Source organism: Streptomyces sp. NPDC085944, assembly GCF_040686295.1.
In the GTDB taxonomy this organism is placed as follows: domain Bacteria; phylum Actinomycetota; class Actinomycetes; order Streptomycetales; family Streptomycetaceae; genus Streptomyces; species Streptomyces salinarius.
In genome coordinates, this window is record NZ_JBFBJX010000012.1 from 16680 (window position 1) to 32636 (window position 15957).

The 15957-nt window shown below is 71.3% G+C and carries 14 protein-coding genes; 10 read left to right on the plus strand and 4 right to left on the minus strand.

The window, feature by feature from the left end; translation table 11 throughout:
* Window positions 1–8 precede the first annotated feature (8 nt).
* The 5 genes from AB0P07_RS23350 to AB0P07_RS23370 all read left to right on the plus strand — a co-directional run bounded on the left by AB0P07_RS23350 (window position 9) and on the right by AB0P07_RS23370 (window position 7007).
* Complete coding sequence (locus AB0P07_RS23350; protein ID WP_365553407.1) at window positions 9–1997, plus strand: copper resistance protein CopC; 1989 nt, start codon at window positions 9–11, stop codon at window positions 1995–1997.
* Window positions 1998–2005: 8 nt separating this feature from the next.
* Window positions 2006–3343 carry an iron uptake transporter deferrochelatase/peroxidase subunit gene (gene efeB / locus AB0P07_RS23355; protein WP_365553409.1) on the plus strand — a complete coding sequence of 446 codons (1338 nt, stop codon included), beginning with the start codon at window positions 2006–2008 and terminating at the stop codon, window positions 3341–3343.
* 80 nt (window positions 3344–3423) lie between these two features.
* A complete protein-coding gene (pheA, locus tag AB0P07_RS23360; protein ID WP_365553411.1) occupies window positions 3424–4356 on the plus strand; it encodes a prephenate dehydratase in 933 nt (310 codons plus the stop codon).
* 534 nt (window positions 4357–4890) lie between these two features.
* The gene (gene serS, locus AB0P07_RS23365; protein ID WP_365553413.1) at window positions 4891–6168 is read left to right on the plus strand and encodes a serine--tRNA ligase; all 1278 of its coding nucleotides are present in this window, start codon (window positions 4891–4893) and stop codon (window positions 6166–6168) included.
* A complete protein-coding gene (locus AB0P07_RS23370; RefSeq protein WP_365553415.1) occupies window positions 6165–7007 on the plus strand; it encodes an HAD family hydrolase in 843 nt (280 codons plus the stop codon). Before serS ends, AB0P07_RS23370 begins: the two co-directional genes overlap by 4 nt.
* 300 nt (window positions 7008–7307) lie before the next feature.
* On the opposite strand, the gene AB0P07_RS23375 is transcribed toward AB0P07_RS23370, so the two are convergent.
* Genes AB0P07_RS23375 through AB0P07_RS23390 form a run of 4 tightly spaced genes read right to left on the minus strand, consistent with a single transcriptional unit; the run spans window position 7308 to window position 10807 of the window.
* Complete coding sequence (locus AB0P07_RS23375) at window positions 7308–8027, minus strand: ABC transporter permease (protein WP_007388893.1); 720 nt, start codon at window positions 8025–8027, stop codon at window positions 7308–7310.
* Between the two features lie 11 nt (window positions 8028–8038).
* Window positions 8039–8950 carry an ABC transporter ATP-binding protein gene (locus AB0P07_RS23380; protein ID WP_365553418.1) on the minus strand — a complete coding sequence of 304 codons (912 nt, stop codon included), beginning with the start codon at window positions 8948–8950 and terminating at the stop codon, window positions 8039–8041.
* The gene (locus AB0P07_RS23385; RefSeq protein ID WP_365553420.1) at window positions 8947–9855 is read right to left on the minus strand and encodes an ABC transporter permease; all 909 of its coding nucleotides are present in this window, start codon (window positions 9853–9855) and stop codon (window positions 8947–8949) included. The genes AB0P07_RS23380 and AB0P07_RS23385 overlap by 4 nt, the downstream gene beginning before the upstream one ends.
* Entirely contained in the window at window positions 9845–10807 is a 963-nt protein-coding gene (locus AB0P07_RS23390; protein ID WP_365553915.1) for an ABC transporter ATP-binding protein, read from the minus strand. The genes AB0P07_RS23385 and AB0P07_RS23390 overlap by 11 nt, the downstream gene beginning before the upstream one ends.
* 334 nt (window positions 10808–11141) lie before the next feature.
* Between AB0P07_RS23390 and AB0P07_RS23395 the strand changes: the two genes are divergently transcribed.
* The 5 genes from AB0P07_RS23395 to AB0P07_RS23415 all read left to right on the plus strand — a co-directional run bounded on the left by AB0P07_RS23395 (window position 11142) and on the right by AB0P07_RS23415 (window position 15946).
* Window positions 11142–12899, plus strand: coding sequence for an SDR family oxidoreductase (locus tag AB0P07_RS23395; protein WP_365553422.1), 1758 nt, complete (start codon window positions 11142–11144; stop codon window positions 12897–12899).
* 111 nt (window positions 12900–13010) lie between these two features.
* Window positions 13011–13559 (plus strand): RNA 2'-phosphotransferase, encoded by a 549-nt coding sequence (locus AB0P07_RS23400; RefSeq protein ID WP_365553424.1) that lies wholly within the window; start codon window positions 13011–13013, stop codon window positions 13557–13559.
* 6 nt (window positions 13560–13565) lie between these two features.
* Window positions 13566–14024, plus strand: coding sequence for a hypothetical protein (locus AB0P07_RS23405; protein ID WP_365553426.1), 459 nt, complete (start codon window positions 13566–13568; stop codon window positions 14022–14024).
* Between the two features lie 54 nt (window positions 14025–14078).
* On the plus strand, window positions 14079–14984 hold the full coding sequence (locus tag AB0P07_RS23410) for an LLM class flavin-dependent oxidoreductase (RefSeq protein ID WP_365553428.1): 906 nt from the start codon (window positions 14079–14081) through the stop codon (window positions 14982–14984).
* A 74-nt stretch (window positions 14985–15058) separates the two neighbouring features.
* Window positions 15059–15946, plus strand: coding sequence for an HAD family hydrolase (locus AB0P07_RS23415; protein WP_365553430.1), 888 nt, complete (start codon window positions 15059–15061; stop codon window positions 15944–15946).
* Window positions 15947–15957: the final 11 nt, after the last annotated feature.

The window sequence follows — 15957 nt, forward strand, 5'->3', positions numbered from 1 at the left end:
GGACCACCTTGACGCAGACCATCGCCCCGCGCGTCCGGACCCTGGTGCTGCTCCTGGCCGCGGCCTGCGCGCTGCTGGCCGGCGCCGGACCGGCCTCCGCGCACGCCGCGCTGACCGGCAGCGATCCCCGGCAGGGGGCGGTGGTCGACCAGGCACCGGCCCAGGTGTCGCTCACCTTCTCCGAGTCGGTATCCATGGACGACGACTCGCTGCGCGTCCTCGACCCCAAGGGCAAGCGCGTCGACGACGGCAGGCCGTCCGGCACCGGCGGCACGACGTACTCCGTGAAACTGCACGCCGGGCTGCCCGACGGCACCTACACGGTGACCTACCAGGTGGTCTCCGCCGACAGCCACCCCGTCGCCGGCGCCTACACCTTCTCCGTCGGCGCCCCCTCCGAGACCTCGGTCTCCGTCTCCGCACAGGCGGCCGGCGGCGGGTTCGTCGGCGGGCTGTACGGCGTCGGGCGCTACGTCTCGTACACCGCCTTCGTCGTCCTGGTGGGCGGCGCCGCCTTCGTGCTCGCCTGCTGGCCGCGCGGCTCCGGCATACGCGCCGTGCAGCGCCTCGTCGTCTCCGGCTGGCTCGCGCTGACCGCCGCCACCCTCCTGCTCCTCCTGCTGCGCGGCTCCTACACCGGCTCCGGAAAGCTCGCCGACGTCTTCGACCTGAACCTGCTCGGCGAAGTGCTGCAGACCAAGTCCGGCGCCGCGCTGGTCTCCCGACTACTGCTGCTCGCGGCGGCCGCGCTGTTCATCGCCGTGCTCTTCGGCGCGTACGACAAGCGGGAGGACGAGGAGAGACGGGACCTCACCTTCGGACTCGCGCTCGGCGGCAGCGTCGTGGCAGTGGGCCTCGCGGCGACCTGGGCCATGTCCGAGCACGCCTCCGTCGGCCTCCAGGCCGGTCTCGCCATGCCGGTCGACGTCGTCCACCTGATCGCCGTCGCCACCTGGCTCGGCGGACTCACCGCGCTGCTCGCCGCCCTGTACCGCGGCCCGGCGGAGACGCCGGTGCCCACCCTCGCCGTACGACGATTCTCGCGCATCGCCTTCGGCAGCGTCGTGGCGCTGGTGGCGACCGGGACCTACCAGTCCTGGCGCCAGCTCGGCTCCTGGACCGCCTTCACCGACACCCGGTACGGGCAGCTGCTCCTCGTGAAGATCGGGCTCGTGGCGGTGCTCGTGGGCGTCGCGTACTTCTCCCGGCGGTGGACGGCACAGCTGGCGGAGACGGTGCCGGCGGCCGTCGCCGGGCAGCGGCAGAAGGAGCGCGCGGCCGCGTCGAGTGGTCGTAGGGACGACGAGGCGAAAGCCGCCGGGAAGACCACGACCGCCGACGCCAAAAAGGCGGGAGCCGCAGGGAAGACCAAGGCCGCCGGAAAGGCGTCCGGCACGGGGAAGGGCTCCGGCGGCTCGCAGCGGGCCGCCCAGCTCGCTCGGCAGCGCGCGGCCGTGGACGCCGCCCGGCAGAAACGGCAACGCGACGCCGACCCGCACCGCTTCGGACTGCGCCGCTCCGTGCTCGCCGAGGCGGGCGTCGCCGTCGTCCTGCTCGCGGTGACCACCGTCCTGACCCAGACCGAGCCCGGCCGCACCGAGGAGGACGCCAAGGCCGCCGGAGCCACCTCCGCCGCCGGTGCCACCCCCGCCACCGGCGCGGTGACACTGGACATGCCCTTCGACACCGGCGGCCAGAACGGCAAGGGCGTCGTACGGGTCGAACTCGACCCCGCCCGGGTCGGCGCCAACGACCTGCACCTCTACGTCCAACGCCCGGACGGAACCGCCTTCGACATCCCCGAGGTGAAGGTGGCCCTCACCCAGAAGGCCAAGGACATCGGGCCCCTGCCCGTCGCGCCCGACCACATCACCACCGGCCACTGGTCGGCCAGCGGAGTACAGATCCCGATGGCCGGAGACTGGGAAGTCGCCGTCACCGTACGGACCTCCGACATCAACCAGATCACCCTCACCAAGAACGCGCAGATCGGCTGAACCGCACCATGGCAGACCAGTCCATCCCGGAGGCCCGGAACCCCGAGACGACCCGCAAGGCGACCGACGGACCCGGACCGCTCGACTCCGACGGCACCACCGCTCCCGAGGGCATCTCACGGCGGCGGCTGCTGGGCACCGCCGGTGCCACCGGGCTCGTCCTCGGCGCGGCGGGCGCCGCCGCGGGCCACGCCGCCGCACCCTCCTCCGCCGCCACGCCCCTCACCTCACTCGGCAGTGAGCGGGCAATGTTTCACGGGAAACATCAGCCCGGCATCACCACCCCCATGCAGGCACGCGGCCACCTCGTCGCCTTCGACCTCGCGGCGGGCGCCGGCCGCAAGGAAGCCGCCGCGCTGCTGCGCCGCTGGTCCGACACGGCTCGGCGGCTGATGGCGGGCGAGCCTGCCGGGACCCGGGACACCGACGTGGCCCGGGACGCCGGCCCCTCCGCGCTGACCCTCACCTTCGGCTTCGGCCACAGTTTCTTCGGCCGGACCGGGCTGGAGGAGCAGCGCCCGGTGGCGCTCGACCCGCTTCCCGACTTCTCCTCGGACCACCTCGACAAGAACCGCAGCAACGGCGACCTGTGGGTGCAGATCGGCGCCGACGACGCCCTGGTGGCCTTCCACGCCCTGCGCGCGATCCAGCAGGACGCGGGGACAGCCGCCCGTATCCGCTGGCAGATGAACGGCTTCAACCGCTCGCCCGGCGCCACCGCCCACCCCGTGACCGCCCGCAACCTCATGGGCCAGGTCGACGGCACCCGCAACCCGAAGCCCGCCGACGCCGACTTCGACAAGCGGATCTTTGTGCCGGAGGCGCCCGGGTCGGGGCAGGGCGGACCGGCCTGGATGGCGAACGGCTCCTACGTCGTCGTACGCCGCATCCGCATGCTCCTCGACGACTGGGAGAAACTGTCACTCAAGGCCCAGGAGGACGTCATCGGGCGCCGCAAGTCCGACGGGGCACCGTTGTCCGGAGGGAGCGACGCCACCGAGACGACGGAGATGGACCTTGAGAAGACGGACGGCTCCGGGAAGCTCGTCGTTCCGATCAACGCCCACGCCCGGATCACCCGCCCCGACCAGAACGGCGGCGCGGCCATGGTCCGCCGCCCCTTCTCGTACCACGACGGCTTCGACGCCGACGGCGTCCCGGACGCCGGGCTGCTCTTCATCTGCTGGCAGGCCGATCCGCTGCGGGGCTTCGTGCCCGTGCAGCGCAAGCTGGACCGGGGCGACGCGCTGTCGCAGTTCATCCGGCACGAGGCGAGCGGCCTGTACGCGGTACCGGGCGGGGCGTCGGAGGGAGAGTACGTGGGGCAGCGGCTGCTGGAGGGGTGAATCCGGCGGCGAATCACCCCGCGGAGGGGCTGGGGCGCGACGCGTGAGCCTGGCATCCCCGGGCCCATTAGGGTGAGGACATGCCAGCCAGTTACGCGTATCTCGGCCCCGAAGGCACCTTCACCGAAGTCGCCCTGCGCACCCTCCCGGAGACGGCGACCCGGGAACTGGTCCCGTACGTCTCCGTGCAGTCCGCGCTCGACGCGGTGCGCACCGGCGAGGCCGAGGCCGCGTTCGTGCCGATCGAGAACTCCGTCGAGGGCGGCATCACCACCACCCTGGACGAGCTGGTCGCCGGCCAGCCGCTGATGATCTACCGCGAGGTGCTGCTCTCCATCACCTTCGCGCTGCTGGTCCGCCCCGGCACCAAGCTGTCGGACGTCAAAACGGTCACCGCCCACCCGGCCGCCCAGCCCCAGGTGCGCAACTGGCTCAAGACGCACCTCCCGGATGCCGCCTGGGAGTCGGCCGCCTCCAACGCGGACGGCGCCCGCCTGGTGCAGGAGGGTCGGTACGACGCGGCCTTCGCCGGCGAATTCGCCGCGGAGCGCTACGGCCTCGAGGTGCTGGAGGCCGACATCCACGACGCGGAGAACGCCCAGACCCGCTTCGTGCTGGTGGGCCGCCCGGCCCGGCCCGCGGCACCGACCGGCGCGGACAAGACCTCCGTCGTGCTGTGGCAGCGCGACGACCATCCCGGCGGCCTGCGCGACCTGCTGGGCGAGTTCGCCACCAGGGGCGTCAACCTGATGCTGCTCCAGTCCCGGCCCACCGGTGCCGGCATCGGCAATTACTGCTTCTGCATCGACGCCGAGGGGCACATCTCCGACCGGCGGGTGGCCGATGCGCTGATGGGCCTGAAGCGGTCCTGTCTCCAGGTGCGCTACCTCGGGTCGTACCCGCGGGCGGAGGTCGAGCCGGCCGACGCGGACGCGCTGCGGCCGGGCACCTCGGACGAGGCGTTCGTCGCGGCGGCGGACTGGGTGGCCCGCTGCCAGGACGGCCGGTTCTGATCACCGGGCCTATCGGCTGATTTTCCTCGGTCCGCCCGTTGTCCACAGAAGTTATCCACAGGTCCTCTTCTCGACCTGGGGACAAGTCGACAACGAAACGGCATTCAGTCGACATATCCCCCTACAGGCCCCCTCTTCACCCACAGGAGCCCAGGTCACCCTTCGTCCACCTGTTTCTTGCACCCCATTCTCCGGAGTGACACCGGGTGCCCCGTTTCCACTCGAAAGTGGAGGCGTGGAGGGTTTGGGCAGTCCACCCTCCGGAATTGGGAATGATCACCTCCGTGAGTCCACAGATCTTTCGCACACCCTGTGGATAACTTTTCCGGACCGTGGATTCCTGTGGACAGCCGCGGCCCCAAGTCCCTTTCTGCACAAGCAAATCCGGTCAACAGGGTGCCCGGTGGCGCCTCGTTCCGGGGATGACGCAGCGCCTCATTGACCGGCCTCATCGACCGGTCGGACGGAACGTGAGGCCCGCGTCCGGCACTAGTGGGTCGAGACCCGACACCGCGCACCGGTAGCCTTGACCGCGTGATTGACCTTCGCCTGCTCCGTGAGGACCCCGACCGTGTGCGCGCGTCGCAGCGCGCCCGTGGAGAGGACGTCGCGCTCGTCGACTCCCTCCTGTCCGCCGACGAACGGCGCAGGTCGTCCGGCGTCCGCTTCGACGAGCTGCGCGCCGAGCAGAAGGGTCTCGGCAAGCTGATCGGCAAGGCCGCCGGGGACGAGAAGGCCGAACTGCTCAAGCGGGCCGAGCAGCTCAAGACCGACGTCAAGGCCGCCGACACCGAGCGCGACGCGGCCGACGCCGAGACTCAGGAGCTGCTCCAGCGGCTCGGCAACCTCGTCCACCCCGACGTGCCCGTCGGCGGCGAGGAGGACTTCGTCACGCTGGAGACGCACGGCACGCACCGCGACTTCGTCGCCGAGGGCTTCGAGCCCAGGGACCACCTGGAGCTGGGCCAGCTGCTCGGCGCCATCGACGTGGAGCGCGGCGCCAAGGTCTCCGGCTCGCGCTTCTACTTCCTGACCGGCGTGGGCGCCCTCCTGGAGCTCGCCCTGGTCAACGCGGCGATCGCGCAGGCCACGGCGGCCGGTTTCACGCCGATGCTGACCCCGGCGCTGGTGCGCCCGCAGTCGATGGCCGGCACCGGCTTCCTCGGCCAGGCCGCCCAGGACGTCTACCACCTCGACAAGGACGACCTGTATCTGGTCGGCACGTCCGAGGTGCCGCTCGCCGCGTACCACATGGACGAGATCCTGGACGCCGAGCGCCTCCCGCTGCGCTACGCCGGCTTCTCGCCCTGCTTCCGCCGCGAGGCGGGCTCGCACGGCAAGGACACCCGGGGCATCTTCCGCGTGCACCAGTTCGACAAGGTCGAGATGTTCTCCTACGTCCTCCCCGAGGACTCGCAGGCCGAGCACCAGCGCCTGCTGGAGTGGGAGAAGCAGTGGCTGACGTCGCTGGAGCTCCCGTTCCGGGTGATCGACGTGGCCTCGGCCGATCTGGGCTCTTCTGCCGCGCGCAAGTACGACTGCGAGGCCTGGATCCCGACCCAGGGCAAGTACCGCGAGCTGACCTCGACCTCGGACTGCACCGAGTTCCAGTCCCGTCGGCTGTCGATCCGTGTCCGCGAGGGCAAGAAGGTGCGCCCGCTGGCCACGCTCAACGGCACCCTGTGCGCCGTTCCCCGCACCATCGTGGCGATCCTGGAGAACCACCAGCAGGCCGACGGTTCGGTCCGCGTCCCCGAGGTGCTGCGCCCATACCTGGGCGGCCGGGAGGTCCTGGAGCCGGTGGCCAAGTGACTGACACCGGCACCGCCACGGTCCCCGGCACCGATGCCGCCGGGGGTTTCCCGTACCGGCTGGTCGCGACCGACCTCGACGGCACGCTGCTGCGCGGCGACGACACGATCTCGCAGCGCACCCGTGACGCGCTCGCCGCGGCCACCTCGGCGGGCGCGGCCCACATCGTGGTCACCGGGCGGGCGGTGCCGTGGACCCGGCACATCCTGGACGACCTCGGCTACGACGGGCTGGCCGTCTGCGGTCAGGGCGCGCAGGTCTACCACGCCGGGGAGCACCGGCTGCTGACCTCCGTAACCCTGGACCGGCAGCTGGCCGGGGTGGCACTGGCCAAGATCGAGGCGGAGACCGGCCCGCTGTACCTGGCGGCGAGCCGGGACGGCCTGGACGGCGACGTACTGGTCGGCCCCGGATACGAGGTCGGGGGCGACCTTCCCGCGCTGCCGTTCACCGACGCCTCGGACCTGTGGTCGGCACCGCTGAACAAGATCTACATCCAGCATCCGACCCTGTCGGACGACGAGCTGGCCGAGGTGGCCCGGCAGGCCGCCGGCGGCTTCGTCACGGTGACCATGGCTGGCGCGGGCGTCGTCGAACTGCTCCCCCTCGGTCTGTCCAAGGCGACCGGCCTCTCGCTGGCGGCACGCCGGCTCGGCCTGAAGGCCGCGGACACCATCGCATTCGGTGACATGCCCAATGACGTCCCTATGTTCGGCTGGGCGGCCCGGGGCGTGGCCATGGCCAACGCCCACGAGGAGCTGAAGGCGGTGGCCGACGAGGTGACGTCCTCCAACGACGAGGACGGCATCGCGGTGGTACTGGAGCGTCTGTCGGCCTGATCCCGGCCCGGCGGTGTTCCTCGTCGCGGCCCCGCACACGGTCCGGACGGCACCGGCGTCCCCGTCGGTCGGCCCACGCGGGGCATCCCGCGTGCTCGAAGCGGCCTTCCGTTGCGCCGGCGCCGTCCGGCCTCGTGCATCCCCCACAGTGCCGCTGCGGAGAGCCGGGCGCCACCGATTAAAAGCGGACGTACACCGCGTTACCGACGGCTCGCCACGCACCGGGCCGCCGCGGGCCGTCATCTCCCCACGGGCCACCGCGTCCCGGTACGGCTCCCCGCCCCGGGCCGGGCGGCGCGGTCACTCCTCCCCGGCGAGGGTCAGCGACCGCAGCTTCTGGCCGGCGTACCAGGTGGCGAGCACGGTCACCGCGGCGAGCAGCACCGTCGCGGTGGGCAGGCCGACGTCGGAGGTCACCAGGTTCCCGTCGGCGACCTTCTGGGCCACCGCCAGCGACCACTGCTGAACGCTCAGCGTGCGGGCCCCTGGCACCAGGGAGCCGAACAGGGCCTCCCAGACCAGGGCGTAGACGAGGCCGAAGACCACCGCGTGCCGGGACACTGTGCCCAGCAGCAGGAACAGGGCGGCGTAGGCGATGGAGGCGACCAGCGCGGCGATCGTGTAGGCGACGGCGACCTGCTGGCCGTTGCCGTTGAGGATCAGACCGGCGAGCAGCGTGGGCACGGCGGAGAAGACCATCGTCACGGCTATGGCGACGATCAGCTTGGTGAAGATGATCGTCGGCCGCTTGATCGGCTTCGACAGCAGGTACACCACCGAGCCGTCGTCGATCTCGGGGCCGATGGCGCCGGTGCCGGCGATGACGCCGATGATCGGCACCATGGTGGCGAGGGCGAACCCGCCCAGCACGTCCGCGGCGGTCTGGTCGTCGGCTCCGGCGAGGGCACGCACGGCGACGGCGATGACGAGCAGCAGCAGGGGGAGCGCGCCGAGGATGAGGGCCCGGCGGCGGCCGAGCAGGGCCCGGTAGGTGAGCCGGGCGACTGTGGGGTCGTACATTCTTCGGCCTCCTACGCCGCGACGAGATACGAGAAGACGGACTCGAGGGACTCGTCGGAGGGCGAGACCGTGAGGAGTCGGATGCCGTGGTCGCGGGCGACCTTCGGCAGCAGGGCCGTGAACCGGCCGAAGTCGACGGCCTGGATGCGCAGGGCGCCCTCGGCGAGGTCGATCTCGATGCCGGACGTCGACGGGTCGGCGATCAGCGCTGCCGCGAGGGCCCGGTCGTCGCTGGAACGCACCAGGTAGCGGTGGGGCCGGTCGGTCATCAGGCGGCGGATCTTGCGGAAGTCGCCGCCGGCGGCGTGGCGTCCGGCGACGATGACCTCGATGTGCCAGGCGAGTTGTTCGACCTCTTCGAGGATGTGCGAGGAGAAGAGCACGGTGCGGCCCTCGTCGCCCATGCGCCGCAGCAGGTCCATGAGCTGCATGCGCTGGCGCGGGTCCATGCCGTTGAACGGCTCGTCGAGCAGGAGCAGCGACGGCTGGTGGACCAGGGCGGAGGCCATCTTCACGCGCTGGCGCATGCCCTTGGAGTAGGTGGCGATCTTGCGGTCCTGGGCGTAGGCCATCTCCACCGTGGCCAGCGCCTCGTCGGCCGCCTTGGCACCCAGGCCGTGCAGCTCGGCGTTGGCGAGGACGAACTCGCGGCCGGTGAGGAAGTCGTACATCGCCTCCCGCTCGGGCACGATGCCGATGTGCTTGTAGATGTCCTCGTTGCGCCAGACCGGCTGGCCGTCGAGGGTGACGCTGCCGGTGGAGGGGGCGAGGAAGCCGCCCATCATGTTGATGAGGGTGGACTTTCCCGCGCCGTTGGGGCCGAGCAGGCCGGTGACGCCGGGGCCGATCGTCATGGTGATGTCGTTGACGGCGACCACGTTGCCGAACCAGCGGGAGACGTGGTCGATGTTGAGCGTGGTCACAGTCCCACCTTCTGGTAGCGGCGCATCAGCAGGCCGTAGGCGCCGGCGATCAGGCCGAGGGTGACGAGGACGTAGACGGCGCCCTCACCGTTGCTCGGGCCGACCCCGCCGGGGAAGGCCGAGGTGGCGCCCAGGAAGGCGGACTGCACTCCGTCGATGAGGGTGATCGGCGAGAACAGGCCTATCCAGGCGACGGCTCCGGCGCTGCCCTGGACGTCGGCGATGGCCTGGAGCGTGGAGACCGCGCCGTAGGTGATGGTCAGGACGGCGATGACGGCCGCGATGCCGAAGCCGCGGCGCGGGGTGACCGATGCCACGACCAGGCCGAGGCCGGCGAAGAGCAGGGAGAGCAGTGCCACGGAGACCAGTCCCTGGGCGAACCCCTTGGTCTGGTCCGCGAAGTCGAGTTTGGCGAGCAGCGCGCCCACGTAGAGCACCAGCAGGGGTGCAGCGGTGAGGATGAAGAGGGCGGAGGCCAGCGAGGCGTACTTGGCGCGGACGTAGTCGGAGGTCTCGATCGGCCGCGAAAAGTACAGCGGTACGGTCTTGAAGCGCAGGTCGCGGGAGACGGACTGCGGGGCCTGGGCCGCGACGTAGAGGCTGATGACGGCCTGCAGGACGATCGCGTAGCGCGTGTAGTCCACGGGCAGGTCGTCGGCCTTGGTGGCGACGGCGACCGCGACCATGATGCCCGCCGGGAGGCACATCACCACGAACAGCAGCATCGGCAGCACCTTGGACTTGGCCGAACGGCCGAGACCGTAGGCGCCGCGCAGGGACTGCGAGTACAGCGAGCGACGGGCGTAGGCGCGGCCGAGACGGGGGCCGTCGTAGCTGCGGTAGCCGATGTTGTGGATGCGGGTCTGGTCACCCGGAACCGTGGCTGTGGGCTGTTCAGCTGCCATGGCCGACCGCCTCCTTCCGTGCTGCGTCGTTGTCGGTGAAGACCTCCGAGATGTGATGCCGGCGTTGCTCCATGCGGACCAGGCCGAGGCCGAGGTCGGCTATGACGTCCCGGACCAGGTCGTAGGTCTCCTCGCCCGCCGCGGTGAGCAGCAGGACGTGACCGGCACCGGGCAGACCGCTGCCGTCCTGGACGGTCACCCCGCGCGCTTCGAGCGCGTCGCGCACCGCTCGCGTGCCGTCGGGGTGTTCGTCGGTGTCGGTGACCTCGATGGCGAGGGTGGTGGTGGTCTGGGTGAAGTCCGTGGTGGAACTGGAGCGCAGCAGCTTGCCCCCGTCCACGACGACGACGTGGTCGCAGGTGCGTTCCAGTTCGCCCAGCAAGTGGGAGGTGACCAGGACGGAGATGCCGAAGTCGGTGTGGATGCGGCGGATGAGGCCGAGCATCTCGTCGCGGCCGACCGGGTCGAGGCCGTTGGTCGGCTCGTCGAGGAAGACCAGCTGGGGGTCGTGGACGAGGGCCTGCGCGAGCTTCACGCGCTGCTTCATGCCCGTCGAGTAGCCGCCGATGGGGCGGTAGCGCTCCTCGTACAGGCCGACGTGGCGCAGGGTGTCGGCGGTGCGCTCGCGGGCGGCGGTGGGCGGCAGGCCGGACATGCGTGCCATGTGGACGACGAACTCGGTGGCCGAGACGTCGGGTGGCAGGCAGTCGTGTTCCGGCATGTAGCCGACCCGCTCGCGGATGTCGGCGCCCTTGGTGGCGACATCGAGTCCGAGCACTTCGGCCCGGCCCTCGGTGGCGGGAGACAGACCCAGCAGGATCTTGATCAGAGTGGACTTGCCGGCGCCGTTGGCACCGACGAGTCCGGTCACACCGGGTCCGACGTCCACGGAGAGCCGGTCGAGCGCGGTCACCCGGGGGAACCGCTTGCTCAGGCTTTCGGTCGCGATCACAGTCACATCCACGACAGTAGTGACGGGCGCCACTGCGGTCGTCAGACCGCAGAGCCGTCTTCGCGTCAGACTCGAGTAGTACGGGCCCGTAGGGGTTGCCGTACCTGAGAGCCACCGGGTGGCCTTCCACGACCGCGCAAGCCGCTCTGCCGACCACCCTATTGACGTTCGGTCTAACAACTGGGAGATTCGGCGGCGTCGTGTTACGCGCGAGTAGCACGGTCGGAGGGACCGCGGCGGGACGGGGGTCCACCACCGGCACCGGCCACCGAAGAGCAAGCACCTTCGGGCCGGACGACGATCTGCCGCACGAGCGGCGCTGGGCGGAGGAGACATGACGGTGCTGAACGGCGGGCGAGAGCGCTGGGTGCGCACGGGCGGGGTCGAGCTGTGCGTCGTGGAGCTGGGCGATCCCCGGCAGCCCACGGTCGTCCTGGTGCACGGCTACCCGGACAGCAAGGAGGTCTGGTCCGAGGTCGCCGCCCGCCTGGCCGGCCGCTTCCACGTGGTCCTCTACGACGTCCGCGGCCACGGCCGGTCCACCGCGCCGAGCCCGCTGCGGGGCGGGTTCACGCTGGAGAAGCTGACGGACGACTTCCTGGCCGTGGCCGACGCGGTCAGCCCGGACCGCCCGGTGCACCTGGTGGGCCACGACTGGGGGTCGGTGCAGTCCTGGGAGTTCGTCACGGTCAGGCGCACCGAGGGCCGCATCGCTTCCTTCACCTCGATGTCCGGCCCCTCCCTGGACCACTTCGGGCACTGGATCAACCAGCGCCTCAGGCGGCCCACCCCGCGCCGGGTGGGACAGCTCCTCGGCCAGGGCGCCAAGTCCTGGTACGTCTACCTGCTGCACACGCCGGTGCTTCCCGAGTTGGCCTGGCGCGGACCTCTCGGCAAGCGCTGGCCGGGCATCCTGGAGCGCGTCGAGAAGGTGCCGGGCGGCGACTACCCGACCCCGTCCCTGCCGTCGGACGCGGCCCACGGGGCGTGGCTGTACCGGGACAACGTCCGGCCCCGGCTGCGCAGGCCGCGTGAGGACGCCTACGCACACGCACCCGTGCAGCTCGTCACTCCCCTCGGCGACGCGTTCCTGTCGGAGCGGCTCTACGACGGACTGGAGCGGTGGGCACCGCGGCTCACCCGGCGCACGCTGCCCGCGAAGCACTGGGTGCCGCGCACCCAGCCGGACCGGCTGGCGGACTGGATCACTGAGTTCGTCACCGCCACCGAGGACGGCCGCTCCGAGACCGCTGCGCGCGGGAAGTACGCGGACCGCTTCGGCGGGCAGCTCGTCCTGGTCACCGGTGCGGGCAACGGCATCGGGCGGGCGACGGCGCTGGCGTTCGCCGAGGCCGGTGCGCGCGTGGTGGCCGTCGACCGGGACGCCGAGGCCGCCGACCGGACCGCGGAGCTGTCCCGGCTGATCGGTGCGCGCGCCGCCCGGGCGGAGGCCGTGGACGTCTCCGACGGGCAGGCCATGGAGAAGCTGGCGGCGAGGGTCGCCGCCGAGCACGGCGTGGTGGACGTGCTGGTGAACAACGCGGGGATCGGACTGTCCGGCTCCTTCTTCGACACCACGCCGGAGGACTGGAAGAAGGTCCTCGACGTCAACCTGTGGGGCGTGATCCACGGCTGCCGTCTGTTCGGCCGGCAGATGGCCGAACGCGGGCAGGGCGGGCACATCGTCAACACCGCCTCGGCGGCCGCCTTCCAGCCCTCCCGGGCGCTCCCCGCCTACGGCACCTCCAAGGCGGCCGTACTGATGCTGAGCGAGTGCCTGCGCGCCGAGCTGGCCGGCCAGGGGATCGGCGTCACGGCGATCTGCCCCGGCCTGGTCAACACCAACATCACCTCCACGGCGCACTTCGCGGGGGTGGACGCCGAGGAGGAGACACGCCGGCAGCAGCGCGCTGCCCGGCTGTACGGGGCGCGCAACTACCCGCCGGAAAAGGTGGCGGACGCCGTCCTGGAGGCGGTCGTCCGCAACCGGGCCGTGGTGCCGGTGACGCCGGAAGCGTGGGGCGCCCATCTCATGTCCCGCCTCGCCCCGGGGGCGTTGAGGCGCCTAGCTCGTGTGAAGCCGCCTCTCTAGTTTCCACAGGCCGCCCCAACCAGCCTGTGGATAGCCGGACTTGTCTGTGAATCAAACCTCGCAGGCAATAATCTTTCGCGTGCCGCGCGCCTCACCAGGCAGGCTGGTGCCATGCAACAGGAACGTTCGGTGAAGGTGTCCAAGTACCTGTCGAAGCACCTGCGCCACCAGCCCGAGAGGCTCGGGCTCACGCTCGACGAGGGCGGCTGGGTCGAGATCGACACGCTGATCGCCGCGGCGGCCGCACACGGCTTCCGTGTCACCCCCGACGAGCTGCACCACGTGGTCGCCACCAACGACAAGAGGCGCTTCGCCGTCGACGGCACCCGTATCCGCGCCAGCCAGGGACACAGCATCGACGTGGATCTGGGACTCCCCTCGGCGACCCCGCCGCCGTATCTCTTCCACGGGACCATTGCCCGCCACCTGGAGGCCATCCGCGCCGAAGGCCTGCGGCCCATGAACCGGCACGACGTGCACCTCTCGCCCGACCGCGCGACCGCGACCCGGGTCGGAGCCCGCCGCGGCCGGCCAGTCGTCCTCCGGGTGGACGCCGCCGCCATGCACCGCGCCGGACACGTCTTCCACGTCAGCGCGAACGGGGTCTGGCTGACGAAGGCCGTGCCGTCCCGCTACCTGCGCTTTCCCCCTCCGCACTGACCCCGCATGATCGAGGGCATGGAGCACCTCCCCACCACCCAGTCCGCCGTCACCGCCCTCCGCGCCATCGCCGAGGAGTACGCGCTGGAGATCGAGGTCACCGACGACATCGGTGCCGACCAAACCTCCCGCCGCAGTGCCGCGGGCGTGGGGGTGACCACCGACGCCGACGGCTCCCTCCCGCACGAGGCGTTTGTCGAGTTCGGCGGCGTTCCCCGGGTGAGCGTCCGGCTCTTCCCCGAGGACGACGCCCTGATCACCGTCGAGAACGTGGAGTGCCCCGACGTCCCACATGACGAGGTGCCCGCCTTTCTGCGCTCCGTCTTCGACGACCACGCCTTCGTCAAGGGGCGCCGCTTCCCGCCCGGGTACCACCTGATCGTGCCGCTGCCTGGTGACCGCACTCACCGGGAGTACGTGCCGATGATCTTCCTCAGCCCGTGGCTGAGCAGTCGCGTACGGTGACGCCGGAGGGGCCGTTTCACGTGAAACCGGAGACGGCCGCATAGTCTCGAAGACATGACCCTTCGCCTGAGCACCGTGATCCTCCCCTACCGCCGCTGGCACGAGGGCGGCCGTTCGACCTGGACGCGGGCGGAGCAGCTCGGCTTCCACACCGCGTACACCTACGACCACCTCTCCTGGCGCAGCTTCCGGGACGGCCCCTGGTTCGGTGCCGTACCCACCCTGACGGCCGCCGCGGTCGTGACCGAGCGGTTGCGTCTGGGCACCCTGGTCACCTCGCCGAACTTCCGGCACCCGGTGACGCTCGCCAAGGAGCTGATCTCCCTCGACGACATCTCCGGCGGGCGGATCACCCTCGGCATAGGAGCCGGCGGCACGGGATTCGACGCCACGGCGCTGGGCCAGGAGCCGTGGACGCCGCGTGAGCGGGCGAACCGGTTCGGCGAGTTCCTGCCGCTGCTCGACCGGCTGCTGACCGAGGACGCCGTGTCGTACGAGGGTGACTTCTACTCGGCACACGAGGCACGCAACATCCCGGGCTGTGTACAGCGCCCCCGGCTGCCCTTCGCGGTGGCCGCGACCGGCCCGCGGGGACTGGCGCTCGCCGCACGGCACGGACAGGCGTGGGTGACCACCGGCGACCCGAAGCTGTTCGAGAACGGCACCCCCGAGCAGTCCGACCGGGCCTTGCGACAGCAGGCCGACCGACTGGCCGACGCCTGTGCCGCGATCGGCCGCGAGGTGGGCGGGCTGGACCGGGTCCTGCTCACCGGCTTCACCCCGGAGCGCAACCGCCCGCTGCAGTCCGTGGACGCCTTCGTGGACTTCGCCGGGCGCCACCAGGACCTGGGTTTCACCGAGCTTGTCGTCCACTGGCCGATCGCCGACTCCGACTTCGCCGCGGACGAGAAGGTCTTCGAGCGGATCGCCATGGAGACCTCCTCGCAGTTGAAGGGGTGAAAGAGGCGAGGGAGGTCCGCGCGTGAGAGCCGTAGCTCACATATGTGCGGACCCTCGCACGGGCGTGCACGCATATGCGTGACAATGACCGGGTGACCTCAGCGACCCGAAAGCCCGAGCCCCCGGCCGCCGCCACTCGCCCGCGGCTCATCGCCACCGACCTCGACGGCACCCTGCTGCGCGACGACAAGTCGGTCTCCCCGCGCACGGTCGCCGCCCTGGCCGCCGCGGAGAAGGCGGGCATCGAGGTCTTCTTCGTCACGGGCCGTCCCGCCCGCTGGATGGACGTCGTCAGCGCCCACGTACACGGGCACGGCCTCGCCATCTGCGGCAACGGCGCCGCCGTGGTCGACCTGCACGGCGGCCCGGGCACGCACGGGTTCGTGAAGGTCCGAGAGCTGCCGCGGGAGAACGCGCTGGACGCCGTGCGGCTGCTGCGCCAGGCGGCGCCCGGCACGGTGTACGCCGTCGAGCAGACGTACGGCTTCCACCAGGAGCCGGCCTATCCGAAGCTGCACATGGAGGTGCCCGACGACCTCCTGCCCGCCGAGGAGATCCTGGCACCGGGCGGTCGCGCCGCCGCCGAACCCGTCCTCAAGATCCTTGCCTTCCACCCGGAGCTGGACCCCGACGCCTTCCTCACGCTGGCCCGCCTCGCCCTCGGCGACCGCGCCAACGTCACCCGGTCCAGCCCCAGCGCCCTGCTGGAGATCAGTGGTCCGGACGTCTCCAAGGCCAGCACGCTCGCCCTGTGTTGCGCCGAGCGCGGCATCTCGCACGAAGAGGTCGTGGCCTTCGGCGACATGCCGAACGACGTCGAGATGCTCACCTGGGCGGGGCGGTCGTACGCGATGGGCAACGCGCACCCCGACGTGGTCGCCGCCGCCTCGGGGCGGACGGTCGCCAACAACGACGACGGAGTGGCCGTCGTGATCGAGCGGATGCTGGCGGACCTGCCCTGATGCCCCGCATC

Coding starts and splice junctions, on each gene's coding strand:
- AB0P07_RS23385 (WP_365553420.1), bottom strand. CDS start 9,855: ATGGCAGCTGAACAGCCCACAGCCACGGTTCCGGGTGACCAGACCCGC.
- AB0P07_RS23375 (WP_007388893.1), bottom strand. CDS start 8,027: ATGTACGACCCCACAGTCGCCCGGCTCACCTACCGGGCCCTGCTCGGC.
- AB0P07_RS23415 (WP_365553430.1), top strand. CDS start 15,059: ATGCGTGACAATGACCGGGTGACCTCAGCGACCCGAAAGCCCGAGCCC.
- AB0P07_RS23405 (WP_365553426.1), top strand. CDS start 13,566: ATGATCGAGGGCATGGAGCACCTCCCCACCACCCAGTCCGCCGTCACC.
- efeB (WP_365553409.1), top strand. CDS start 2,006: ATGGCAGACCAGTCCATCCCGGAGGCCCGGAACCCCGAGACGACCCGC.
- AB0P07_RS23400 (WP_365553424.1), top strand. CDS start 13,011: ATGCAACAGGAACGTTCGGTGAAGGTGTCCAAGTACCTGTCGAAGCAC.
- pheA (WP_365553411.1), top strand. CDS start 3,424: ATGCCAGCCAGTTACGCGTATCTCGGCCCCGAAGGCACCTTCACCGAA.
- AB0P07_RS23410 (WP_365553428.1), top strand. CDS start 14,079: ATGACCCTTCGCCTGAGCACCGTGATCCTCCCCTACCGCCGCTGGCAC.
- AB0P07_RS23395 (WP_365553422.1), top strand. CDS start 11,142: ATGACGGTGCTGAACGGCGGGCGAGAGCGCTGGGTGCGCACGGGCGGG.